Origin of the sequence: Pantoea sp. LS15 (assembly GCF_012241585.1) — a bacterium.
Taxonomy (GTDB): domain Bacteria; phylum Pseudomonadota; class Gammaproteobacteria; order Enterobacterales; family Enterobacteriaceae; genus Enterobacter.
Genome location: NZ_JAAVXA010000001.1, coordinates 260619 through 281043 on the forward strand (window position 1 = coordinate 260619; position 20425 = coordinate 281043).

Sequence of the window (20425 nt, forward strand, 5' to 3'; positions counted from 1 at the left end):
TAAGGAATAAATTATGGCTCAACTGTCTCTGAAACATATACAGAAAATCTATGATAACCAGGTCCACGTGGTTAAAGATTTCAACCTCGAAATTGAGGACAAAGAATTCATTGTCTTCGTCGGTCCATCGGGCTGCGGTAAATCGACCACCCTACGAATGATTGCCGGTCTTGAGGAGATCAGTGCAGGTGAACTGATTATCGACGGCATTTGCATGAATGATGTGCCAGCTAAGTCACGCGATATCGCAATGGTGTTCCAGAACTATGCGCTTTATCCGCATATGACGGTCTACGACAACATGGCGTTTGGCCTGAAAATGCAAAAAATAGCGCCTGCGGTGATTGAGGAGCGCGTTAACTGGGCGGCGCAGATTTTAGGCTTACGTGAATACCTGAAGCGTAAGCCAGGCGCTTTGTCCGGCGGTCAACGCCAGCGTGTGGCGCTGGGCAGGGCGATTGTGCGCGAAGCGGGCGTCTTTCTGATGGATGAGCCGTTATCCAACCTTGATGCCAAGCTTCGTGTACAGATGCGCGCTGAAATCAGCAAGTTACATCAGAAGCTTAATACCACCATGATTTATGTCACGCACGACCAGACGGAAGCGATGACGATGGCGACCCGCATCGTGATCTTAAAAGACGGCATTATTCAGCAGGTGGGGGCTCCGAAGCAGGTGTACAACGAGCCGGCAAATATGTTTGTCGCAGGGTTCATTGGTTCACCGGCGATGAACTTCATTCGTGGTGCTATCGACGATCGCTATTTCGTGACAGAAACACTACGCCTGGAGATCCCACAGAATATACTCGACATACTGAATGCGAAAGGATACCAGCGCAAAGCGGTGGTATTTGGGATCCGTCCGGAAGACATACTTGCCCTGCAGAGCAGCGGAAATGACATCACGGCGAAGGTCAGTGTTGCAGAATTGACCGGAGCCGAATTTATGCTTTATGCCACCGTGGGTGGACATGAACTGGTTGTCCGGGCTGGGGCGGCGAATGACTACGTTGCTGGAGATAATATCGGCATCCAGTTCGATATGAATAAGTGCCATTTCTTCGACGCCGATACCGAAGCGGCTATTAGATAAGAAGAGTGTTTGCCGGGAATGCAAATTTCCGGTTTTTGTTTGTTAATTATAAAGGGAATATTTAATGAGTACTCTACTAAGAAGTGCTGCGCTTATCCTATGCGCAGGGATTAATTACGCACAAGCTACAGAAACGACAAAGCAGTGGGAATTTAATATCGGTGCAATGTATGAAATTGAAAACGTCGAAGGTCAGGGCGATGATAAAGATGGATTATATGAACCTTCCGTGTGGTTTAATGCGACATGGGATGCGTGGACTATTTCACTAGCGATGTACCAGGAAGGTCCAGTTGATTACAGCAGCATGACGCGCGGCACCTATTTTGATCGCCCGGAATTTGAATTACGCTACCGATTTATCGGCACCGATGATTTTACTTTCGGTCTGACCGGTGGTTTCCGTAATTATGGTTATCACTTTAAAGATGAACACGGCGCCAAAGACGGCAGCGCTAATATGCAGCGCTACAAAGTTCAGCCTGACTGGGATATTAAATTAACCGACGACTGGCGTTTTGGCGGCTGGTTTGCCATGTATCAGTTTGCCAACGATCTCGAAAAAACCGGTTATGCTGACAGCCGCGTTGAAACCGAAACGGGTTTTACGTGGACCATTAACGAAACCTTTGCAGCTAAAGTGAATTACTATTTAGAGCGCGGTTTCAATATGGACAGCTCCCGTAATAACGGCGAGTTCTCCACCCAGGAAATTCGTGCATATCTGCCCATTTTGTTAGGCCAGACCACCTTAACGCCATATACCCGTCTTGGCCTCGATCGCTGGTCAAACTGGGACTGGCAGGACGATCCTGATCGAGAAGGACATGATTTCAACCGATTGGGTATGCTTTATGCCTATGATTTCAATAATGGTTTATCCATGACACTGGAATACGCCTATGAATGGGAAAACCACGACGAAGGTGAGAGCGATCGCTTCCACTATGCGGGTGTCGGTGTGAATTACGCGTTCTGATAATGATCTACCAGGGGCGTTTGCCCCTGGTTTTTAGCGCAAGGAAGCCGCATCCGAAAAATGCGTTTCAACCAATACCTTATGCGGCGCAGGTTTACCCGCAATACGCTGAAACAGCACGTTGCAACTCTCTTCGCCCAGCTTTCTCGTTGGAATATCAAACCCGCCTGGCGCAGGGCTTAAAACGAGAGACAGCATTGGGTCGCTGTATCCCGCCATGGCAACCTGCTCGGGGATCATCAGATTTAACTCATCCGCTGCACGATAAAGGCTTAACAATTTCATGCTGTCAGTGGCGAAAACGGCATCGGGCGGGTTGTCCGATGAGAGAAGTTTGCAGGCCGCCTTTAGGGCACTGTCATGAGTATATCCGCCATCAATGACCCAATCCGGGTTAATAGTTATGCCCTGTTTTTCAAGGCTGGATTTATATCCAGCAAGACGATCGATAGAAACGTGATAGTCTAGCGGAGCATGCAAACAGGCAATTTTTGTGCGTCCATGTTTAATAAATGAATCTGTCAATATGGCGCTGTCGTGGAAATTGTCCGTATCGACAGAATAAATATTCTGATATTCACCTTCCACTTTTCCAATAACGACCACCGGCACTCCGTATTCGTCAAGCGTGGTGAAAAAGGATTCGTTTGCCGGTGAACTCAGCATGATAATCCCTTTGATCATCTTCTGTTTAATTTTACTCACACATTTCAGCAGATCATCTTCACTGCTTTTTGAGGTTTGCAAAATAACGTCAAAACCTTCCTCTTCCGCCTTTGCCGTAATGGCATGAAGGACATCGGAGAAAAAAGGGTTACCGGCAGTGGTTTTGGCCGAGCGGGTCGAAATAACCATAATGGCATCGAAGCCAGAAGAGGTCAGGGCGCGGGCCAGTTTGTTGGGCTGATAATTTAATTCGTCTATTGCCTTCAGCACTTTGTCACGCGCTTCAGGAGAAATATTCGTTTGTTTATTCAGAACGCGGGAAACGGTTGATTTCGATACGCCCGCAACCCGTGCGATATCATAGATGGTGGGTGACATACACCTTACTCACTCCAGACTGACAGCAATACTGTTCATCTTACTGGAGAGAAAACGGCAATAGCAATAAATAAGAATTGATAATCAACGATCTGCCCCCATTTATTGTATTCTGAAGCCATGAATTCCAGTCTTCCGGACAAAAAGGACGGCAATGAAGCGACTTAAAAACGAATTCAATTCACTGGTGAACCGTGGCGTTGACCGTCATCTGCGTCTGGCGGTGACAGGGTTGAGCCGCAGTGGTAAGACGGCATTTATCACCGCCATGGTGAACCAGCTACTTAACCTGCACGCCGGGGCACGCTTGCCTTTGCTTAGCGCCGTGCGGGAAGAGCGTTTGCTGGGCGTTAAGCGCGTGCCTCAGCGCGATTTTGGCATTCCACGTTTCACGTATGACGAAGGGCTGGCACAGCTTTATGGCGACCCACCCACGTGGCCGACACCAACGCGAGGGGTAAGTGAAATTCGACTAGCGTTACGCTTTCGTTCTAATGAATCCCTGATGCGCCACTTCAAGGATACCTCAACACTGTATCTTGAAATCGTCGATTATCCTGGCGAATGGCTGCTCGATTTACCCATGCTGGCACAAGATTATCTCAGTTGGTCTCGTCAGATGACGGGGTTGTTACAGGGGCAACGCGCCGAGTGGTCAGCAAAATGGCGGCAATTGTGCGAAGGTTTAGATCCACTCGCGCCTGCTGATGAAAACCGTCTGGCAGCTATTGCGGAAGCCTGGACGGCGTATCTGCATCAGTGCAAACAGGAAGGGCTGCATTTTATCCAGCCGGGGCGTTTTGTCCTGCCGGGTGATTTAGCCGGAGCGCCCGCGCTGCAGTTCTTCCCGTGGCCGGACGTGGATGGTACCGGAGAGTCAAAACTGGCTCAGGCCGACAAGCACACAAATGCAGGGATGCTGCGCGAGCGTTACAATTACTACTGCGAAAAGGTGGTCAAAGGTTTCTACAAAAACCACTTTTTACGTTTTGATCGTCAGATAGTGCTGGTGGATTGTCTTCAGCCCCTTAACAGCGGGCCGCAGGCATTCAACGACATGCGCCTCGCGCTGACACAGCTGATGCAAAGTTTTCATTATGGTCAGCGGACGCTATTTCGGCGCTTGTTCTCGCCGGTGATCGACAAGTTGCTGTTTGCAGCCACCAAAGCCGATCATGTCACGGTCGATCAACACGCCAATATGGTGTCGCTACTGCAACAACTGGTCCAGGATGCCTGGCAAAATGCCGCTTTCGAAGGGATCAGCATGGATTGCCTCGGGCTGGCGTCCGTGCAGGCGACGCAAAGTGGGCTGATTGACCTTAACGGCGAAAAAATTCCGGCATTACGCGGGAACCGTCTCAGCGACGGCGAGCCACTTACCGTGTATCCGGGCGAAGTACCTGCACGGCTTCCAGGCCCGGCGTTCTGGCAGAGCCAGGGCTTCCAGTTTGAAGCTTTTCGCCCGCAGGCCATGAGTGTCGATCAACCGTTACCGCACATTCGTCTGGATGCGGCACTGGAGTTTTTGATTGGAGATAAATTGCGATGACGGAACCGTTAAAACCACGCATAGACTTTACCGGAACGCTTGAGCAAGAGGATTTGGAAGCGTTTAAAACCGCGCAAACGTTCAGTGGTACGCAGGCTGAGAACTTTGCCCCGGCAGTGACGGAAGAGCCGGGTGTAGAGGAAGGCCTGGCTGAAGCTGTCGTCGAGGCCGCTTTGCGCCCAAAACGCAGTCTGTGGCGCAAGATGGTCACCGCCGGTCTGACGCTGTTTGGCGTTAGTGTGGTTGGGCAGGGCGTACAATGGACGATGAATGCCTGGCAAACCCAGGACTGGGTCGCGCTCGGCGGGTGTGCTGCGGGTGCCCTGATTGTGGGGGCGGGGATTGGGTCGGTTGTAACGGAGTGGCGTCGCCTCTGGCGTCTGCGGCAGCGCGCGCATGAGCGCGATGAAGCCCGGGATCTGCTCCACAGTCACGCTACCGGAAAAGGTCGCGCATTTTGTGAAAAGCTCGCCAGTCAGGCAGGAATTGATCAGTCGCATCCGGCACTTCAACGCTGGTATGCCGCCATCCATGAAACCCAGAATGACCGCGAAGTGGTCACGCTCTATTCTCATATGGTCCAGCCGGTGCTGGATGCCCAGGCACGGCGCGAGATTAGCCGCTCTGCGGCGGAATCCACGTTGATGATTGCCGTCAGCCCTCTGGCGCTGGTCGATATGGCATTTATCGCCTGGCGTAACTTGCGCCTGATTAACCGTATCGCGAGTCTTTACGGCATCGAGCTGGGTTATTACAGCCGACTCAGACTGTTTAAACTGGTTTTGCTCAATATCGCCTTTGCTGGTGCGAGTGAGCTGGTGCGCGAAGTAGGAATGGACTGGATGTCGCAGGATCTGGCGGCCAGGCTCTCAGCCCGTGCTGCTCAGGGTATTGGGGCGGGTTTATTGACGGCGCGTTTAGGTATTAAAGCGATGGAAGTCTGTCGTCCGCTTCCCTGGATTGATGACGACAAGCCGCGGCTGGGAGATTTCAGGCGCGAGTTGATCGGTCAGCTCAAAGAAACGCTCAATAAAAAACCTGCCCCGTGAGGTTTTGTTCATTAATCGTGCTGGCTGTCAATATTTGTTGACAGCCATCTTCCGGATCACCGTGTTCTGACATATCATTTTACTGTTATTGGCTTAAAACGGTGAATTTCCCATGCGTCTTGAAGTCTTCTGCGAAGACCGTCTCGGTCTGACCCGCGAATTACTCGATCTTCTTGTTTTACGTAGCATTGATTTACGTGGCATTGAGATCGACCCTGTCGGGAAAATTTACCTCAATTTTGCCGAAATTGAATTTAATACCTTCAGTAGCCTGATGGCCGAAATCCGCCGTATCGCTGGCGTTACGGATGTACGCACTATCCCCTGGATGCCCTCTGAGCGTGAGCATCTGGCGCTGAGCGCACTGCTGGAAGCGATGCCAGAGCCTTTCCTCTCTCTGGATTTGAAAAGCAAAGTAGAACGCGTTAACCACGCCAGTTGCCAGCTTTTTGCGCAGAGCCAGGAAAAGCTCAGCCACCATAACGCCATGCAGTTGATCCCCGGTTTTAACTTCCAGCGCTGGCTGGACAGCAACCCGCAGAACACCCATAGCGAGCACGTGGTGATCAACGGACAGAATTTCCTGATGGAGATCACGCCCGTCTATCTGAAAGGGGAAAGCAATACCCGCGTGCTGACTGGCGCGGTGATCATGCTGCGATCAACATTACGTATGGGACGTCAGCTGCAAAATCTCTCCAGTCAGGATGTGGGAGCATTCAGCCAGATTATTGCCGTCAGCCCGAAAATGCGTCATGTGATTGACCAGGCCCGCAAGCTCGCGAGTTTGACTGCTCCGTTGCTGATTACCGGCGATACCGGAACCGGAAAAGACCTGCTGGCTCACGCCGTGCACCTGGCGGGCCCGCGTGCAGCAAAACCGTATCTGGCACTTAACTGCGCATCCATCCCGGAAGACGCCGTTGAAAGCGAGTTATTTGGTCACGCCCCGGAAGGCAAAAAAGGGTTCTTCGAGCAGGCCAGTGGCGGTTCCGTGCTGCTGGACGAGATCGGGGAAATGTCGCCACGCATGCAGGCTAAATTGCTCCGTTTTCTTAACGATGGAACGTTCCGCCGCGTGGGTGAGGATCATGAAGTGCATGTGGACGTGCGTGTCATCTGCGCCACCCAGAAAAACCTGGTGGAACTGGTGCAAAAGGGGATCTTCCGCGAGGATCTCTATTATCGCCTCAACGTCCTGACACTCAACATTCCACCGCTGCGCGATTGCCCGCAGGACATCATGCCGTTAACCGAACTGTTTGTGGCTCGCTTTGCCGACGAGCAGGGCGTTCCGCGTCCGAAGCTCTCTGCCGATCTCGGCACGGTATTAATGCGCTATGGCTGGCCGGGTAACATTCGTCAGCTCAAAAACGCCGTTTATCGTGCTCTGACGCAGCTGGATGGATATGAATTACGTCCGCAGGATATCCTGTTGCCAGATTACGACGCCGGGTCAGTATCTGTCGGTGAAGAGGCGATGGAAGGTTCACTGGATGAGATCACCAGCCGTTTCGAGCGTTTAGTGCTGACACAGCTTTATCGCAGCTATCCAAGTACCCGTAAACTGGCAAAACGTCTTGGTGTCTCGCATACGGCGATAGCGAATAAGCTGCGTGAGTATGGTTTAAATCATAAGAAAGGTGACGAATAAACAAAAAGCCTCTGTAAAGAGGCTTTTTACTTTACGCTTATTCCTTAGCAAGAGGCGTGGTTACGATTTCTGTTTTGGTGTCACCCTGAATCGACGCAATTCTGTTTTCCACATCTTTCACCTGTTGCGGGTTGTGGAGCAGGGTATAGGTCAAATCAAACTGCGTGCTGGCTCCAGGCTGCAACTGCTTAACGCGTTTCTGCTCGCGTTCGATGGTGACGGGATACGCGTAGCTGGTACCTGGCTCAATACCTGTGACATAACCCTGTTTCATCGTGTCGGTGTTTTTCCAGAGAGTCAGCACGGGCAACTGGCGAGTATCAAACTGAATTGACGCACCTTTATCACCGGCTTTATTGATCACTGCCGCAAGCGTTTCGTGGTTATTATCCGCGAGCGGTTTGATATTAAAGACCATCTCATCAAAGCCTTTTGTTGGCCCTGCGTAGGTTTGCCATTCGTTAACACCCGCTTTGGCGTAGTCGTTGAATGGGCTCACGCTTACCGCCGGGGCAAGGAATCGCGCGCCTTCTTCGAGGATTGGTGTTCCAAAGTTACTGTGATAGATGATTTGATAATCATGAGGATAATCAGCATGGTTGGTCAGAACATCATGCAGGCTGAACTGGTTGCTTCCTGGAACATAACGCAGTTCGGTCATCGTCTGCAGATCGGCTTTCTTGAACGTGCTCTCTTTGATTAAACCGCGAATGCGAATCTCATGTGGGGCAGCATCAGCAACTTCCACTTCCACCTGCGAGGCAGGTGTATTACCCACCTTACCGTGAAGGGTATAGATTTGTCCATCAGCGGTGACCGGATGGCCTGTCCACTCATAGCCACACCGCACCATCATCTCGTTGAAACCTTCCAGCCAACCGAGCCCGTTTCGACTTTCCAGATTGATATAGGCCGGGTTGACGACCTCTTTGACAGGGGAATTCCACCCCAGTTTGGTACCAAACCCTTCAACATGCAGGAGATCCATGCCACGGGTAGGGCTTAAGGCAATTGTCAGTCCATTTTTGCTGCTAATGATGATGACTTTACTGCCTTCCTGTTTGCCTCCATGTAAGACTTTTTGCTCAATGCTGAACGTTTGCCATTTAACGTTCAGCTCATCGCTCGAAATTTTCCAGTTTCCTTTCTCCACGCTGCTTTCAGCGCTTGTCAGCACCCAAGTTTTAGCCGCGGCTTGGCCAGAGATCAGTACTGCGAGTATCGTAAACGCCAGTTTAATTTTCATATTCCTCCCTTTTTGCTGAAACGATTATTTGTTTTCGTAAGGAAATCTAATGTCTTAACAAAAATGGAAATGTGATGTGCTTCACCAGGCGCAAAAATAGGAGTTTTTGAAGATTATTGTGGGATTATGATCGCTTTATTGATAAGTATAGAGGAGGTTGTTGCACAATAAATGTGAATTGTGACAAGTATAGCTTTAACGATTCAGCTTGTTGGGTAATAAAAAACCCCGCCATCGCGAGGTTTAGAACGTACTGTATAGATTGCTAAGCAATTATTATGCTTTCAGCACGTCCAGCGCAGCAGTGTAATCCGGCTCGGTGGTGATTTCGTTAACCAGCTCGCTGAATACGACATTGTCGTTTTCATCAATAACCAGTACAGCGCGTGCTGCCAGACCTTTCAGTGGGCCTTCCGCGATGCTAACGCCGTATTTCTCAAGGAAATCCTGGCTGCGCAGAGTGGAGAGGGTGATAACGGTGCTCAGGCCTTCGGCACCGCAGAAACGAGACTGGGCAAACGGCAGGTCAGCAGAAATGCACAGCACAACCGTGTTGTCCATTTCAGTCGCCAGCTGGTTGAACTTACGCACAGATGCAGCACAAACACCTGTATCAATGCTTGGGAAAATGTTCAGTACTTTGCGTTTACCCGCAAACTGAGCCAGTGTGACGTCAGACAGATCTTTAGCCACCAGAGTAAAAGCCTGAGCTTTGCTGCCAGCCTGCGGAATGGAACCAGCAACAGCAACCGGGTTGCCCTGGAAATGAACGAGTTGTGACATAGATATCTTCCTGTTTACATATAGTTAACGTCGGGGCTAGTGTATGCCATCAGCGGATAACACGGCAAACCAAATTTTTCGCCTTTCCAGGCCGCAAGGAGTCAGTGATGAGAAGCGTTAAAGTCTATGAAGAAGCCTGGCCATTGCATTCCCCTTTTGTCATCTCTCGCGGCAGCCGAAGTGAGGCCGGTGTGGTGGTGGTTGAAATTGAGGAAGAGGGGGTTAAAGGCACGGGAGAATGCACGCCATACCCACGCTATGGAGAAAGTGCTGCATCAGTGATGGCGGCTATCATGACCCTGGTACCTGATCTGCAAAAAGGGCTCTCGCGCGAGGCATTACAGCAGCGTTTACCCGCCGGGGCGGCACGTAACGCCATTGATTGCGCGCTCTGGGAGCTTGAAGCCGCTAAACAGCAAACATCTCTGACGTCGTTGCTGGGCGTGACCTTGCCGCAATCGGTTATTACGGCGCAAACGGTCGTCATTGGCGAGCCGGAACAAATGGCAGCCAGTGCAAAAGCGCTTTTTGATGCAGGGGCCACCCTGTTAAAAGTGAAGCTCGACGATCGTCTGATTAGCGAACGAATGGTTGCCATTCGCGCGGCAGTGCCGTTGGCTACACTGATTGTTGACGCGAACGAATCATGGCATCCCGAAGGGCTTGCCGCGCGATGTCAGCTGCTGGCTGACCTGGGCGTGGCGATGCTGGAACAGCCTCTTCCGGCGAAAAATGACGCGGCGCTGAAGAATTTTATCCACCCGTTGCCTGTCTGCGCGGATGAAAGCTGCCATACCCGTGAGAATTTGAGTGAGCTGCAGGGCAGCTATGAGATGATCAACATTAAGCTCGACAAAACCGGCGGGCTTACCGAAGCACTGGCCCTGGCGGCCCAGGCCCGGGCTGAGGGTTTTTCATTGATGCTGGGATGCATGCTTTGTACATCCCGGGCAATCAACGCGGCATTACCGCTGGTCAATCAGGTCAGTTTTGCCGACCTGGATGGCCCGACATGGCTGGCGGTTGATGTTTCACCCGCGCTCAATTTTACCAGCGGTGTTCTTCATCTTTGAGGCTGCCAGCGCAGAAGTTCCACCATCGCTTTTAAGTATTTTTCGCTGGCTTCATCGGAAGAGATCGCCGGGAATTCCGCGGTGATACACGGTAAGCTCAAATCGGCGCACCAGCTTCCGAATGAGCCGGGTGTTTCATAGCCAACGCTGGTAACCAGCGGCAGGGCGAAAGCCTCTGCCAGCCACGCACCCAGTTCGGTGTGACGTGGATCTTCAATACAGGCCAGCGGATCATGGAAGGAGACAATCCAGGCAGGGTGGATCTTATGGATAAGCTGGCACAGCGCTTGTGTTTCCGGCTCTGAACCCGGGGTGTCTCCCGTTAGCAGGACCACATCCCGCTCTTCGGCGGCGCTGTTCCAGCGATACACCGTTTCCCCGGCATGCCAGTTTGCTGCCGGGAAATTACGGTTTAAATCGACTCCTCTCGCATTCGCGCGTAATCCAAGCTGGCAGCCATCCGGATTCACCGCCAGAATGACGTGATGACGCCGTAGTTTGGGTGTCAGTGTTCGCAGCGCACATGAAAGCGTGATGATGGAGGAATTCTCATCGCCATGCGTACCGGCAATGATCAAACCGCTGTTGCGATCGGCATCGGGTGCCGGGAACCAGATCAGTGATGCGCCTAAAAATGAGCGGCCATATTGCTCTGCGCCCGGCGGAAAGGCGCCTCGTTCCGCTCTTGGTCGGGTGATTGCCATACGAAATCCTGATAAAGAAGTCTCTACAGGCAGTGTTGTGCAAAATTCGCTGTTAATCAAATAGTTTCCTTATCGGTTGAGAATTGTCGCAAATCACTTTTCCGGACGAAGGGATTTGCATTTCTCTTTTTCGAAACAAATAATTACGCATCTGCTTGTTATCTGAATTCATTAAAGGGGATCGTATGAAGCATCCTGTCTCGCGTCTTTGTGCTGCACTGTGTCTGTGCGGACTCTCAACACTCTCGTATGCTGCTGATGTGCCACAGGGCACGGTACTGGCGCAACAACAGGAGCTGGTCAGACATATTAAAGATGAGCCTGCCTCGCTCGATCCGGCAAAAGCAGTGGGGTTGCCAGAGATTCAGGTGATTCGCGATCTCTTCGAAGGACTGGTTAATCAGAATGAGAAAGGGGAGTTGACTCCGGGGGTGGCGACGCGCTGGCAGAGTAACGAAAACCGTATCTGGACGTTCACCTTGCGCGATAACGCCAAATGGTCAGACGGTTCCCCTGTCACTGCGAAGGATTTTGTCTACAGCTGGCAGCGTCTGGTTGACCCGAAAACCACGTCTCCGTTTGCCTGGTTTGCGGCGCTGGCAGGTATCAACAACGCGCAAGCGATTATTGATGGTAAAGCGGCACCGGATACGCTGGGCGTGACGGCGGTCGATGACAGAACGTTACGCGTTCAACTGGATAAGCCACTCCCGTGGTTTAGCAACCTGACGGCTAGCTTTGCGTTCTACCCGGTGCAAAAAGCCAACGTTGAAAGTGGTAAGGAATGGACGCGTCCCGGAGCTCTGGTTGGAAATGGCGCCTACGTTCTTAATGACCGCGTGGTAAATGAAAAACTGGTTGTCGTTCCAAATACGCATTACTGGGACAATGCAAAAACTGTCCTGCAAAAAGTGACCTTCATTCCAATCAATCAGGAGTCGTCTGCCACCAAACGCTATCTGGCGGGAGATATTGATATTACCGAATCGTTCCCGAAAAACATGTATCAGAAACTCCTGAAGGATATACCGGGGCAAGTTTATACCCCGCCTCAACTGGGTACCTATTATTACGCGTTTAACACGCAAAAGGGTCCGACAGCGGATGCCCGCGTTCGTCTGGCGCTGAGTATGACCATCGATCGCCGCATTATGGCGGAAAAGGTATTAGGGACCGGTGAGAAGCCAGCCTGGCATTTTACCCCTGACGTGACGGCGGGCTTTACCCCGGAGTCTTCACCGTTTGAGCAGATGTCACAGCAGGAGCTGAATGCTCAGGCAAAAACCTTGCTGCAGGCTGCGGGTTACGGCCCTCAGCGCCCGCTGAAGTTGACCCTGCTGTATAACACATCCGAAAACCACCAGAAAATCGCCATTGCGGTGGCTTCCATGTGGAAGAAAAATCTCGGTGTGGATGTCAAACTGCAAAACCAGGAGTGGAAAACCTATATCGATAGCCGTAACACCGGTAATTTTGACGTGATCCGCGCCTCATGGGTCGGTGATTACAACGAACCCTCGACGTTCTTGTCGCTGCTGACGTCAACTCATACCGGCAATATTTCGCGTTTTAATGACCCCGCTTACGATAAGATTGTCCACCAGGCGACGCTGGAGACGACAGCAAAAGCGCGTAATGCGGACTACAACATGGCGGAGAAAATCCTCATGGAGAAAGCCCCCATCGCGCCAATTTACCAGTACACCAATGGTCGTCTGATTAAGTCCTGGGTGAAAGGGTATCCTATCAATAACCCGGAAGACGTGGCGTATAGCCGTACGATGTATATTGAGAAGCACTGACGTATAACCATTACCTAAGTGAAACTGGCGCTAAACTGCGCCAGTTTTTACTTACAGCACTATTCTAACAATGCATTAAATTTCGCCAGCCACTGGGGATGCGCAGGCCAGGCGGGAGCAGTAACCAGATTACCGTCCACATGTGCTTGATCGATGCCAATATTCGCGTAGTGTCCGCCGCTGAGACGGACTTCAGGTGCACAGGCCGGGTACGCGCTACAGGTACGTCCTTTCAGAACACCGGCAGCAGCGAGCAGTTGCGGGCCGTGGCACACGGCGGCAATCGGTTTACGCGCGGCGTCAAATGCCTGTACCAGCTTCAGCACGTCATCATTTAACCGCAGATATTCGGGGGCTCTCCCGCCGGGGATAAGTAGCGCGTCATAATCCTGCTCTTTTACTGCGGAAAAGTCGGCATTGAGCGTAAACGGTGACCGGGTTTCTCACTATAGGTCTGGGCACCGTCAAAATCATGGATTGCCGTCATGATATAGTCGCCCTTTGATTTATCGGGGCAGACAGCATCAACCTGATGACCAATCATCTGTAAAGCCTGAAAGGGCACCATCGTTTCGTAATCTTCGGCGTAATCGCCAACCAGCATCAGGATCTTCTTGCTCATCATTCCTCACCTTTATGTATAAAGATGATTAAGATATAGCCTGGTATGGCTGGAATGCCGGAAATAAAAAAAGCCCGTCAGAGCACGGGCAACATAAGCAAATGATTTAGTGATTTGTTATCAACGTTATTGGATGATAACGCCGCGTATTTTACGTGGCATTCAGGGATTCAGATAGCTGACAAATTCGGTAGGTGAAACAAGAAATTAAACGTGGTTTATAACGCATCGAAGGTGGGGTAGAGACTGTTTTCCAGAATTTCTACGAGATACCAGATTTCACCACTAAAAATAAACCAAAAACCAAATATAATAAGGCTCAAAATAATTAAGATGAGTATTATTTCTGTTTTACTCATTGAAGATGTTACCCACCACTATTCGGTTTATTCGAGGTGGGCATTGTAACGGGGCTTTTCTGGATACTCCAGTTTCATGCTGCAAGGACCTTGTTGCGCCCATCATTTTTCGCGCGATACAGCGCATCATCTACACGCTTAAACAGGTCATCAATACTCTCGCCCGGGCTATGTCGTGCCACGCCAATGCTGACGGTAAACCGAGGTAAACCCGGAATAGTGATACGGGAAACGGCAGAGCGGATTGATTCGGCAATCAGCAAGGCGGTTTCGAGGGAGGTGCGCGGTAGCAGGATGACGAACTCTTCACCACCCCAGCGGAACACCAGATCATCTTTCCGGCCACAGGCTTCCAGCGTTCGGGAGAGGGCGATAAGTACTTCATCACCTTTCAGATGACCAAAGAGATCGTTAATGTTCTTAAAATGATCGGTATCCACCAGCAGCAGACTAAATTGCTGTTGCGCAGGAAGATGATTCTGGCTGGTTTGATCGGTGAGGGTGTAGAACTGGCGACGGTTGAGCAGACCCGTCATGGCGTCACGTGATGCTGCGTGTTCCAGCTCTTGTTCCAGCCTTTTTTGCTCGGTGATATCGTGGATGATGCACAGCATAAGCTTGTCACCGTAGATCTCAATAGGCCCGGCATACGTCTGTACATGGCGGGTGGAGCCATCGGCAAGACGGTGAACGAAGTTGAGAGGTTTATGACCACCGGGCAGCGCGGCGATTTCGGTCATAATGGGTATAACATCTCTTCCCAGAGTATTTATTTCCCAGGTGTGTTTACTGCACATTTCATCATGTGAATAACCATAAAAATTGAGTGCCGCCAGGTTTGCATCAACGATTTGGCCATCCCGAGCAGGATCGATTAACAGCATCGGTGCGCTGTTGGTCAGGAAAAAGCGCGCGTAAAACCCCTGTTTTTTGCGCCGGTAGGTTGCAGAACGGCTGGCTTTCAGCCCGGAGACGATTTGCGAAGAGATCCCTTCGAAAACAATCACATCACCATAGGGTGAGTAGTGGGCCAGCGAGAGTCGACAACTCAGTGGAGCATCTTGTCCATCCCGGTTTATGGTCCAGATTTCGACGATCTCCTGCTCCGTTTTGAGTTCAGAAACGTACATCGACAGCACAGTTTGCGCACTCGCGGAATAAATTCCTTTGCGCAAGTCATCCAGTGTTTTGTCACCCATTACCTGAGCTGCGGCCACATTCGCAAAAATGATCTGTTCCGAAACAGCTGAAATAAGCCACACGGGTGTTTTTATTACATTCAGCGCATCAAAACCATTTTGCGACATAGGCATTTCCTGTTCATCGGCACATTGTGCCTGACAATCATGATCGGATTGACTCGTGCGTGCTCTTTTGAAACATACTCTACTTAACCTCGTCAGGCATGATTTTTTTGCGAAATAAATACGTGTTCTGAATGAATTTTACCAATTGGTATAATTTGTTTGTCTGAGTTCTTCTGCAACAGCAGCCACGGCACTTGTTCGGCAGGTAAAGGACGGGAAAAAAGGAACCCCTGCAGATAATCGCAGCCGAGGCTGGTCAGTACCGCTTGCTGCTCTTCTGTTTCGATCCCTTCTGCAACCACATTCATCTCCATGGTCCGAGCGATGTTGATAATGGTTTCAACCAGCTTGCGGCTTTTTTCATTTTCCAGCATCGACATCACAAAGCTTTTATCAATTTTGAGTTCTTTTGCCGGAAGAACGCTCAGCATCAGCAGGTTTGAATAGCCAGTCCCGAAATCATCAATAGAGACGGTGATCCCCGCATGATTAAACGCATTGAGTAACTCGATACTGCGGTCGAGATTTTTGAGCGCGGTGCTCTCAGTCACCTCAAGGATCAGCCGGGAAGGAGACAGGTTATATTTTTCCAGCATCGACGATACGATATAAAAGATGTCCGGTTGCTCGAACTGAACAGGGGATAAGTTGAATGACAATGTCCACTGGCTAAAACCTTGTTCTGTCCAGAAATGAAGCTGTCGGCATGCTGCTTCAATGGCCCAGTTGCCAACGGGAATAATTAAACCTGTTTGTTCCAGCGAGGGTAAGAACAGATTAGGCAGTAACACCCCTTGCTCAGGATGTCGCCAGCGGAGAAGCGCTTCAAAACCGTGAATCGTTTTCTCTTCGGCATGCCAGGTTGGTTGGTACCAAAGTTCAAATTGATCGCGTTCAAGTGCCTGGGTGAGTTCTTGCAAAAAGCCAGGTTTAGCCGGAACCGCCGTCGACATTTCAGTCCGGTAAATTGCCCAGCCATTACGGCCATCCTCTTTAACGTGATGTAAAGCCGCATCCGCCTTCAGTTTAAGCTCATGCAACGTTTCTCCATCCTGCGGGTAGAGGCTAACCCCCGCGCTGACGGTTGTACTTAACGTGTGTCCACAGATTGAAAGAGGACGACGCATATCCCCGAGTAACGTGGCGAGCAGTGAATTGAGTTTGTCGTCGTCGCATTCAGGAACCAGTAAGATAAAGGCATCCCCTCCCAGCCTGGCCAGGGTCATCTCACGCGTGAGCCGGGCCGTGATGCGTTGTGCAAGCGTGATTAACAACTCATCACCAACGTTATGACCCCAGGTATCGTTGACGCGTTTAAAGTGATCGACATTCAGGAAAATCACGGCAAATTGCTTCTTACTCAGCAACGCGCTGCGCAGACAATCCTGCATGCGGATATCCATCTGGTGGCGATTGGCGAGCCCAGTGAGTGCATCAAAGCGAGCCTGTAGCTCTAACTGGCGGTTGAGTTGTCGCAGATTTTCCGTCAGACGATTGGTGCGCCAGTGAGAATCTACGAGCGAGATAATCAGCATTACGCCGAGCAGGGTGAGCGTAGTAACCGAAACCCAGATAGATAATCCCAGTTCGCTGATCCCGCCCGGGAGGGAATGTGACATTTCAAGAAAATGCGCGGCACTCATACCGGTATAGTGCATTGCACAGATGGCGGCACCCATAATAAAAGCGGCAAGAATGCGACTCACAAAAACCCCTTTGTGAATATCACGCAGGCGGAAAGCCAGCCATAATGCCACGCCGGATGCAATAACGGCTATCAGTACAGATAAACCCACAATGCGCTGATCCCAGACGATGCTGCTGTCCAGCATCAATGCGGCCATACCGATATAGTGCATAGACACCACGCCCGCACTCAGGATCACCGTGGCGAGGGACAGTCGAAAGGGAGAAAGTTTTTTGCCGGTGACGGCAATATTAATGGCCGTGGTCGATGCAACAACTGCCGCACCAAGAGAGGCAAGGGTTAACCAGAGATCGTAGCTCATCATCATTGGCATTTGCATCGACAGCATGCCGATGAAGTGCATGGACCAAATCCCGATACCCAGCGTGACGCCTCCGGCAATGCGCCAGAACATTGCTGCCTTTCGGCTGGAAAGGGGAATTTTCCCGGCGCTGTCCAGGGCGACAAAAGAGGCGATAAAAGCCACCAGATAAGAGACGGCGATGAGTACAGGGTCCCACGATATACTGAGCATTATGCAATCCCACTCCTGAGAGGGTTACCGATTTCGCCTGCCGGACACATCTTTATCTGGCAGCGAACATGCGCATTAAACAATATTAGTTATTTATCGTGAAAAATGGCCAGTCATATTAAAACTCTAAAATAGTAAAGAATATAAAATATATTCCATTTATTAACAAAATTAGCGTTGCTAAACAAATGCGAATAACTCTAGCAAAGCTCCTTAAATATGAGGGCAAACAGAACCCTTCACCGCAGGGGATGGTATCGCTTAACGTGGCAGGAGACCAGTATTGCAGCATGCCACGCAGAACATTTTCACTAATACACTCTTTTTGTCTGACTTAAGCCAAATCTCAGGTAGCTAACGGTAAAACAAAAAACCGACGGTGTTTGTGAGGACAAATTTCAGAGCCGATGCTATAAGTCTAAATGCCGACCAAAATATAAAACGTGGGTATAATCATGCTAAGAAATATTAGTGTCAGAACCTTCATTGCCTGGTTCCTTTTTTGTCTTTTTTTGGTTAATGCAGGTGTCGTTGTTCTATTTTCCAGCAATGTCTCTCTTTTCGTTTCACTTAATTTATTAAATTTCGTTGCGCTATTTTTACTTTGGAGCTATATGACCAGGTATCTTGTGACACCGATCAATACTGTGAAAAAAAGTATTGAAGAAGTGACCGCAGGCAATCTTGGTGTGTCTATTCCTGAGTTCGGTAATAACTGTGCAGGCAGATTAATCCCAGGGATTAATAGCCTGTCCAGCAACATTGCCACGCTTGTCCGCGAGATCAGAGCATCGTCGCAAACCGCTATGACGTTATCGGATCAACTTTCCTCCCGAAGTGCGCAACTCTCGGTGAAAACGGAGCAACAGTCTGCATCTCTGGTGCAAACTGCGGCCAGCATGGAACAGATGGCTGCGAGCACCAAAAACAATGCCGATAACACCCGGCTGGCGAGTGAACAGGCGAATGTGGCGACGTTACAGGCTCGCAAGGGAGGAGAGTTAATGGGGCAGGTCGCCACCAATATGCAATCCATTACCGAATGCGCGCAACAGATGACAGAAATTATCTCGCTCATCGATGGTATTGCGTTTCAGACGAACATTCTGGCGCTTAACGCGGCCGTCGAGGCGGCGAGGGCGGGAGACCATGGAAAAGGCTTCTCTGTGGTTGCGGAGGAGGTCAGAAACCTGGCACACCGTAGCGCGGAGGCCGCGAAAAATATCAAAACGCTGATTGAAGTCACCAGCAGTAACGTCACGCAGGGTGCCACTGTTGTGTCTCAGGCAGAAAAGAATATGCATGAAATCGTGGCGGGGTCGGGTAATGTCAGCCGGTTGATGGACGAAATTTCCGCGTCCACATCAGAGCAGGAGAAAGGCATTTCTCAGATCACCCTGGCGTTGTCCGAGCTTGAACGGGTCACGCAAAGCAATGTGGCGATGGCTGAGGAACTCAATGGTTCATCTGATGTGCTGCGTAATCAGGTGATTGAACTTCAGACCCGGACACGTAACTTCCGGCTGAATAACAGTGACGAGGCAGGCATCACGTTGCCATCACATGCGGGTAATTTGTCGTTCCACCCGCGACCCGGTCACTCCCTGTGACGGAACAATAGAGCCTGGTATGCCAGGCTTTTTTTTATGCTTCTACCCAGCGATTACGTCCTTGCAGCTTCGCCATGTACAGTGCTTTGTCCGCACAGCCAATGACGGATTGGGGCGATTGCCCCTGTGTCCAGAGCGTCAGACCCTGGCTCACCGTTACGTGAGGACTAACTGGGGAAAGGGCGTGAGCGAATGCCTGGCTTTCCAGCATGCGGGAAATGCGTTCCGCAGTCGACCGCACCATGCTGTCATCGGCCTCGGGGAGTAAGACCACAAACTCCTCGCCACCCACCCGGCCAACAATGCCTTCATTTTCCCGGCTCGCCAATTCAAGTACACCCGCAATCATGATCAGACAGCGATCCCCTTGTTGATGCCCGTAATGGTCGTTGTAGAGTTTAAAATGATCGACATCCAGCATAATCAATCCAAATCCTTTTCCATCCTGCTGGTGACTGGCGATTTCCTGATCCATACGCGCTTCAAAACTTCGGCGGTTGGCTAGACCGGTTAGTGGGTCTTTGTTGGCGAGCAGACCTAGCTGATGAATAAGATCGGCGTTTTCTTGTTCACGTTGCAGCGCGAGAATAAACCAGCGGTTAAGGATCCGTCTCCCGGATTCAATTAAACCCGCCAGTAAGACCCATTGCAGGGCGCTCAGGACGGTGAGCTGAGTGGGGTGAAAGAGTGTGGTAACCAGAATCGTCACCCACACTGGGACGATAAAACTTAATAGCACTCTGGGGTCAAAATAGAGGGAAATGAGAGAAGCAAACAGAAGGAGTGCAGCAAACGGGAAGATGATCCGAATATCTTCGCTGGCAATCAATACATAAAAGCACGTCGCCCAGCAGAGGCTTAACCCAACGACAACACCTCTGGCCAGGCTTCTGAGCCAGGGGGCATTTTGCAGTGGTGCCATTCGCAGTATAAAAAGTACGCCAGCCGAGAGGGTAAGAATGATAACCATCATGCCTTCCAACAACCCTGCTGGATGGAGGGAAGGTGTTAACACACCGATCGGTGCAAAGTAACGTCGCCCCAGAATAAACAGCGAGAACAATATGTTCACCCACAGGAACCAGGTCATGCTGGTTTTTATCGCTATTGCGCGCATTTCTGCCAGGCGCAAATCGAATGCGACGCAGTTCTTTTTTATGGTCACGCACTTACCCCAGCATATTTTTAGATCAATCTAGCAGCATTTCATTAACTCTAATGATTTGCCTGCGTCTGTCTACAGGAACCTGTTGCAATACGTTCAATTCCTGAGCGATTTCAGGGCGATGCAGCACATAGTTGTTGCTTAACCCCTGATGAAAG

16 protein-coding genes and 1 pseudogene are annotated in these 20425 nt (G+C 50.6%); 8 read left to right on the top strand and 9 right to left on the bottom strand.

The features are described from left to right. Positions 1-13: 13 nt before the first annotated feature. Together HED65_RS01235 and HED65_RS01240 are read left to right on the top strand one after the other, a co-directional pair. Positions 14-1096, top strand: a complete 1083-nt coding sequence (locus tag HED65_RS01235) for an ABC transporter ATP-binding protein (RefSeq protein ID WP_114977071.1) — start codon at positions 14-16, stop codon at positions 1094-1096. Between the two features lie 64 nt (positions 1097-1160). Next, the gene (locus HED65_RS01240) at positions 1161-2075 is read left to right on the top strand and encodes an OmpG family monomeric porin (protein ID WP_114977072.1); all 915 of its coding nucleotides are present in this window, start codon (positions 1161-1163) and stop codon (positions 2073-2075) included. A gap of 33 nt (positions 2076-2108) precedes the next feature. On the opposite strand, the gene HED65_RS01245 is transcribed toward HED65_RS01240, so the two are convergent. Further along, positions 2109-3119, bottom strand: coding sequence for a LacI family DNA-binding transcriptional regulator (locus tag HED65_RS01245; RefSeq protein WP_114977073.1), 1011 nt, complete (start codon positions 3117-3119; stop codon positions 2109-2111). A 154-nt stretch (positions 3120-3273) separates the two neighbouring features. Here HED65_RS01245 and HED65_RS01250 point away from each other — a divergent pair, with 154 nt between their 5' ends. The 3 genes from HED65_RS01250 (at position 3274) to tyrR (ending at position 7374) form a co-directional block, all read left to right on the top strand. Further along, a complete protein-coding gene (locus HED65_RS01250) occupies positions 3274-4671 on the top strand; it encodes a YcjX family GTP-binding protein (RefSeq protein WP_114977074.1) in 1398 nt (465 codons plus the stop codon). Next, positions 4668-5720: a YcjF family protein gene (locus HED65_RS01255; RefSeq protein ID WP_114977075.1), complete on the top strand. Its 1053-nt coding sequence runs from the start codon at positions 4668-4670 to the stop codon at positions 5718-5720. The genes HED65_RS01250 and HED65_RS01255 overlap by 4 nt, the downstream gene beginning before the upstream one ends. Positions 5721-5832: 112 nt before the next feature. Then, the gene (gene tyrR, locus HED65_RS01260) at positions 5833-7374 is read left to right on the top strand and encodes a transcriptional regulator TyrR (protein WP_114977076.1); all 1542 of its coding nucleotides are present in this window, start codon (positions 5833-5835) and stop codon (positions 7372-7374) included. A 37-nt stretch (positions 7375-7411) separates the two neighbouring features. Here the strand turns inward: tyrR and HED65_RS01265 are convergent, their stop codons facing one another. Both HED65_RS01265 and tpx read right to left on the bottom strand, forming a co-directional pair. After that, complete coding sequence (locus HED65_RS01265) at positions 7412-8620, bottom strand: aldose 1-epimerase family protein (RefSeq protein WP_114977077.1); 1209 nt, start codon at positions 8618-8620, stop codon at positions 7412-7414. A gap of 276 nt (positions 8621-8896) precedes the next feature. Beyond that, positions 8897-9403, bottom strand: a complete 507-nt coding sequence (gene tpx / locus HED65_RS01270; protein WP_114977078.1) for a thiol peroxidase — start codon at positions 9401-9403, stop codon at positions 8897-8899. A 107-nt stretch (positions 9404-9510) separates the two neighbouring features. On the opposite strand from tpx, the gene ycjG reads away from it, so the two are divergent. Further along, positions 9511-10476: an L-Ala-D/L-Glu epimerase gene (gene ycjG / locus HED65_RS01275; RefSeq protein WP_114977079.1), complete on the top strand. Its 966-nt coding sequence runs from the start codon at positions 9511-9513 to the stop codon at positions 10474-10476. Here ycjG and mpaA read toward each other — a convergent pair. Beyond that, positions 10467-11180, bottom strand: a complete 714-nt coding sequence (gene mpaA / locus HED65_RS01280) for a murein tripeptide amidase MpaA (protein ID WP_114977080.1) — start codon at positions 11178-11180, stop codon at positions 10467-10469. The genes ycjG and mpaA overlap by 10 nt on opposite strands. 185 nt (positions 11181-11365) lie before the next feature. Here mpaA and HED65_RS01285 point away from each other — a divergent pair, with 185 nt between their 5' ends. Next, on the top strand, positions 11366-12982 hold the full coding sequence (locus tag HED65_RS01285) for a peptide ABC transporter substrate-binding protein (protein WP_114977081.1): 1617 nt from the start codon (positions 11366-11368) through the stop codon (positions 12980-12982). Between the two features lie 59 nt (positions 12983-13041). On the opposite strand, the pseudogene HED65_RS01290 reads toward HED65_RS01285, so the two are convergent. The 4 genes and pseudogenes from HED65_RS01290 to HED65_RS01305 form a co-directional block, all read right to left on the bottom strand. Then, positions 13042-13604: pseudogene (locus tag HED65_RS01290) on the bottom strand (DJ-1/PfpI family protein). A 218-nt stretch (positions 13605-13822) separates the two neighbouring features. Next, on the bottom strand, positions 13823-13963 hold the full coding sequence (locus tag HED65_RS01295) for an Ecr family regulatory small membrane protein (protein ID WP_147279777.1): 141 nt from the start codon (positions 13961-13963) through the stop codon (positions 13823-13825). 74 nt (positions 13964-14037) lie between these two features. Next, the gene (locus tag HED65_RS01300) at positions 14038-15270 is read right to left on the bottom strand and encodes a sensor domain-containing diguanylate cyclase (RefSeq protein ID WP_114977082.1); all 1233 of its coding nucleotides are present in this window, start codon (positions 15268-15270) and stop codon (positions 14038-14040) included. A gap of 92 nt (positions 15271-15362) precedes the next feature. Next, a complete protein-coding gene (locus HED65_RS01305; protein ID WP_114977083.1) occupies positions 15363-17492 on the bottom strand; it encodes a putative bifunctional diguanylate cyclase/phosphodiesterase in 2130 nt (709 codons plus the stop codon). Positions 17493-17947: 455 nt separating this feature from the next. Here HED65_RS01305 and HED65_RS01310 point away from each other — a divergent pair, with 455 nt between their 5' ends. Then, on the top strand, positions 17948-19102 hold the full coding sequence (locus tag HED65_RS01310; RefSeq protein ID WP_114977084.1) for a methyl-accepting chemotaxis protein: 1155 nt from the start codon (positions 17948-17950) through the stop codon (positions 19100-19102). A 34-nt stretch (positions 19103-19136) separates the two neighbouring features. Here the strand turns inward: HED65_RS01310 and HED65_RS01315 are convergent, their stop codons facing one another. Continuing rightward, positions 19137-20267: a GGDEF domain-containing protein gene (locus HED65_RS01315; protein ID WP_114977085.1), complete on the bottom strand. Its 1131-nt coding sequence runs from the start codon at positions 20265-20267 to the stop codon at positions 19137-19139. Positions 20268-20425: the final 158 nt, after the last annotated feature.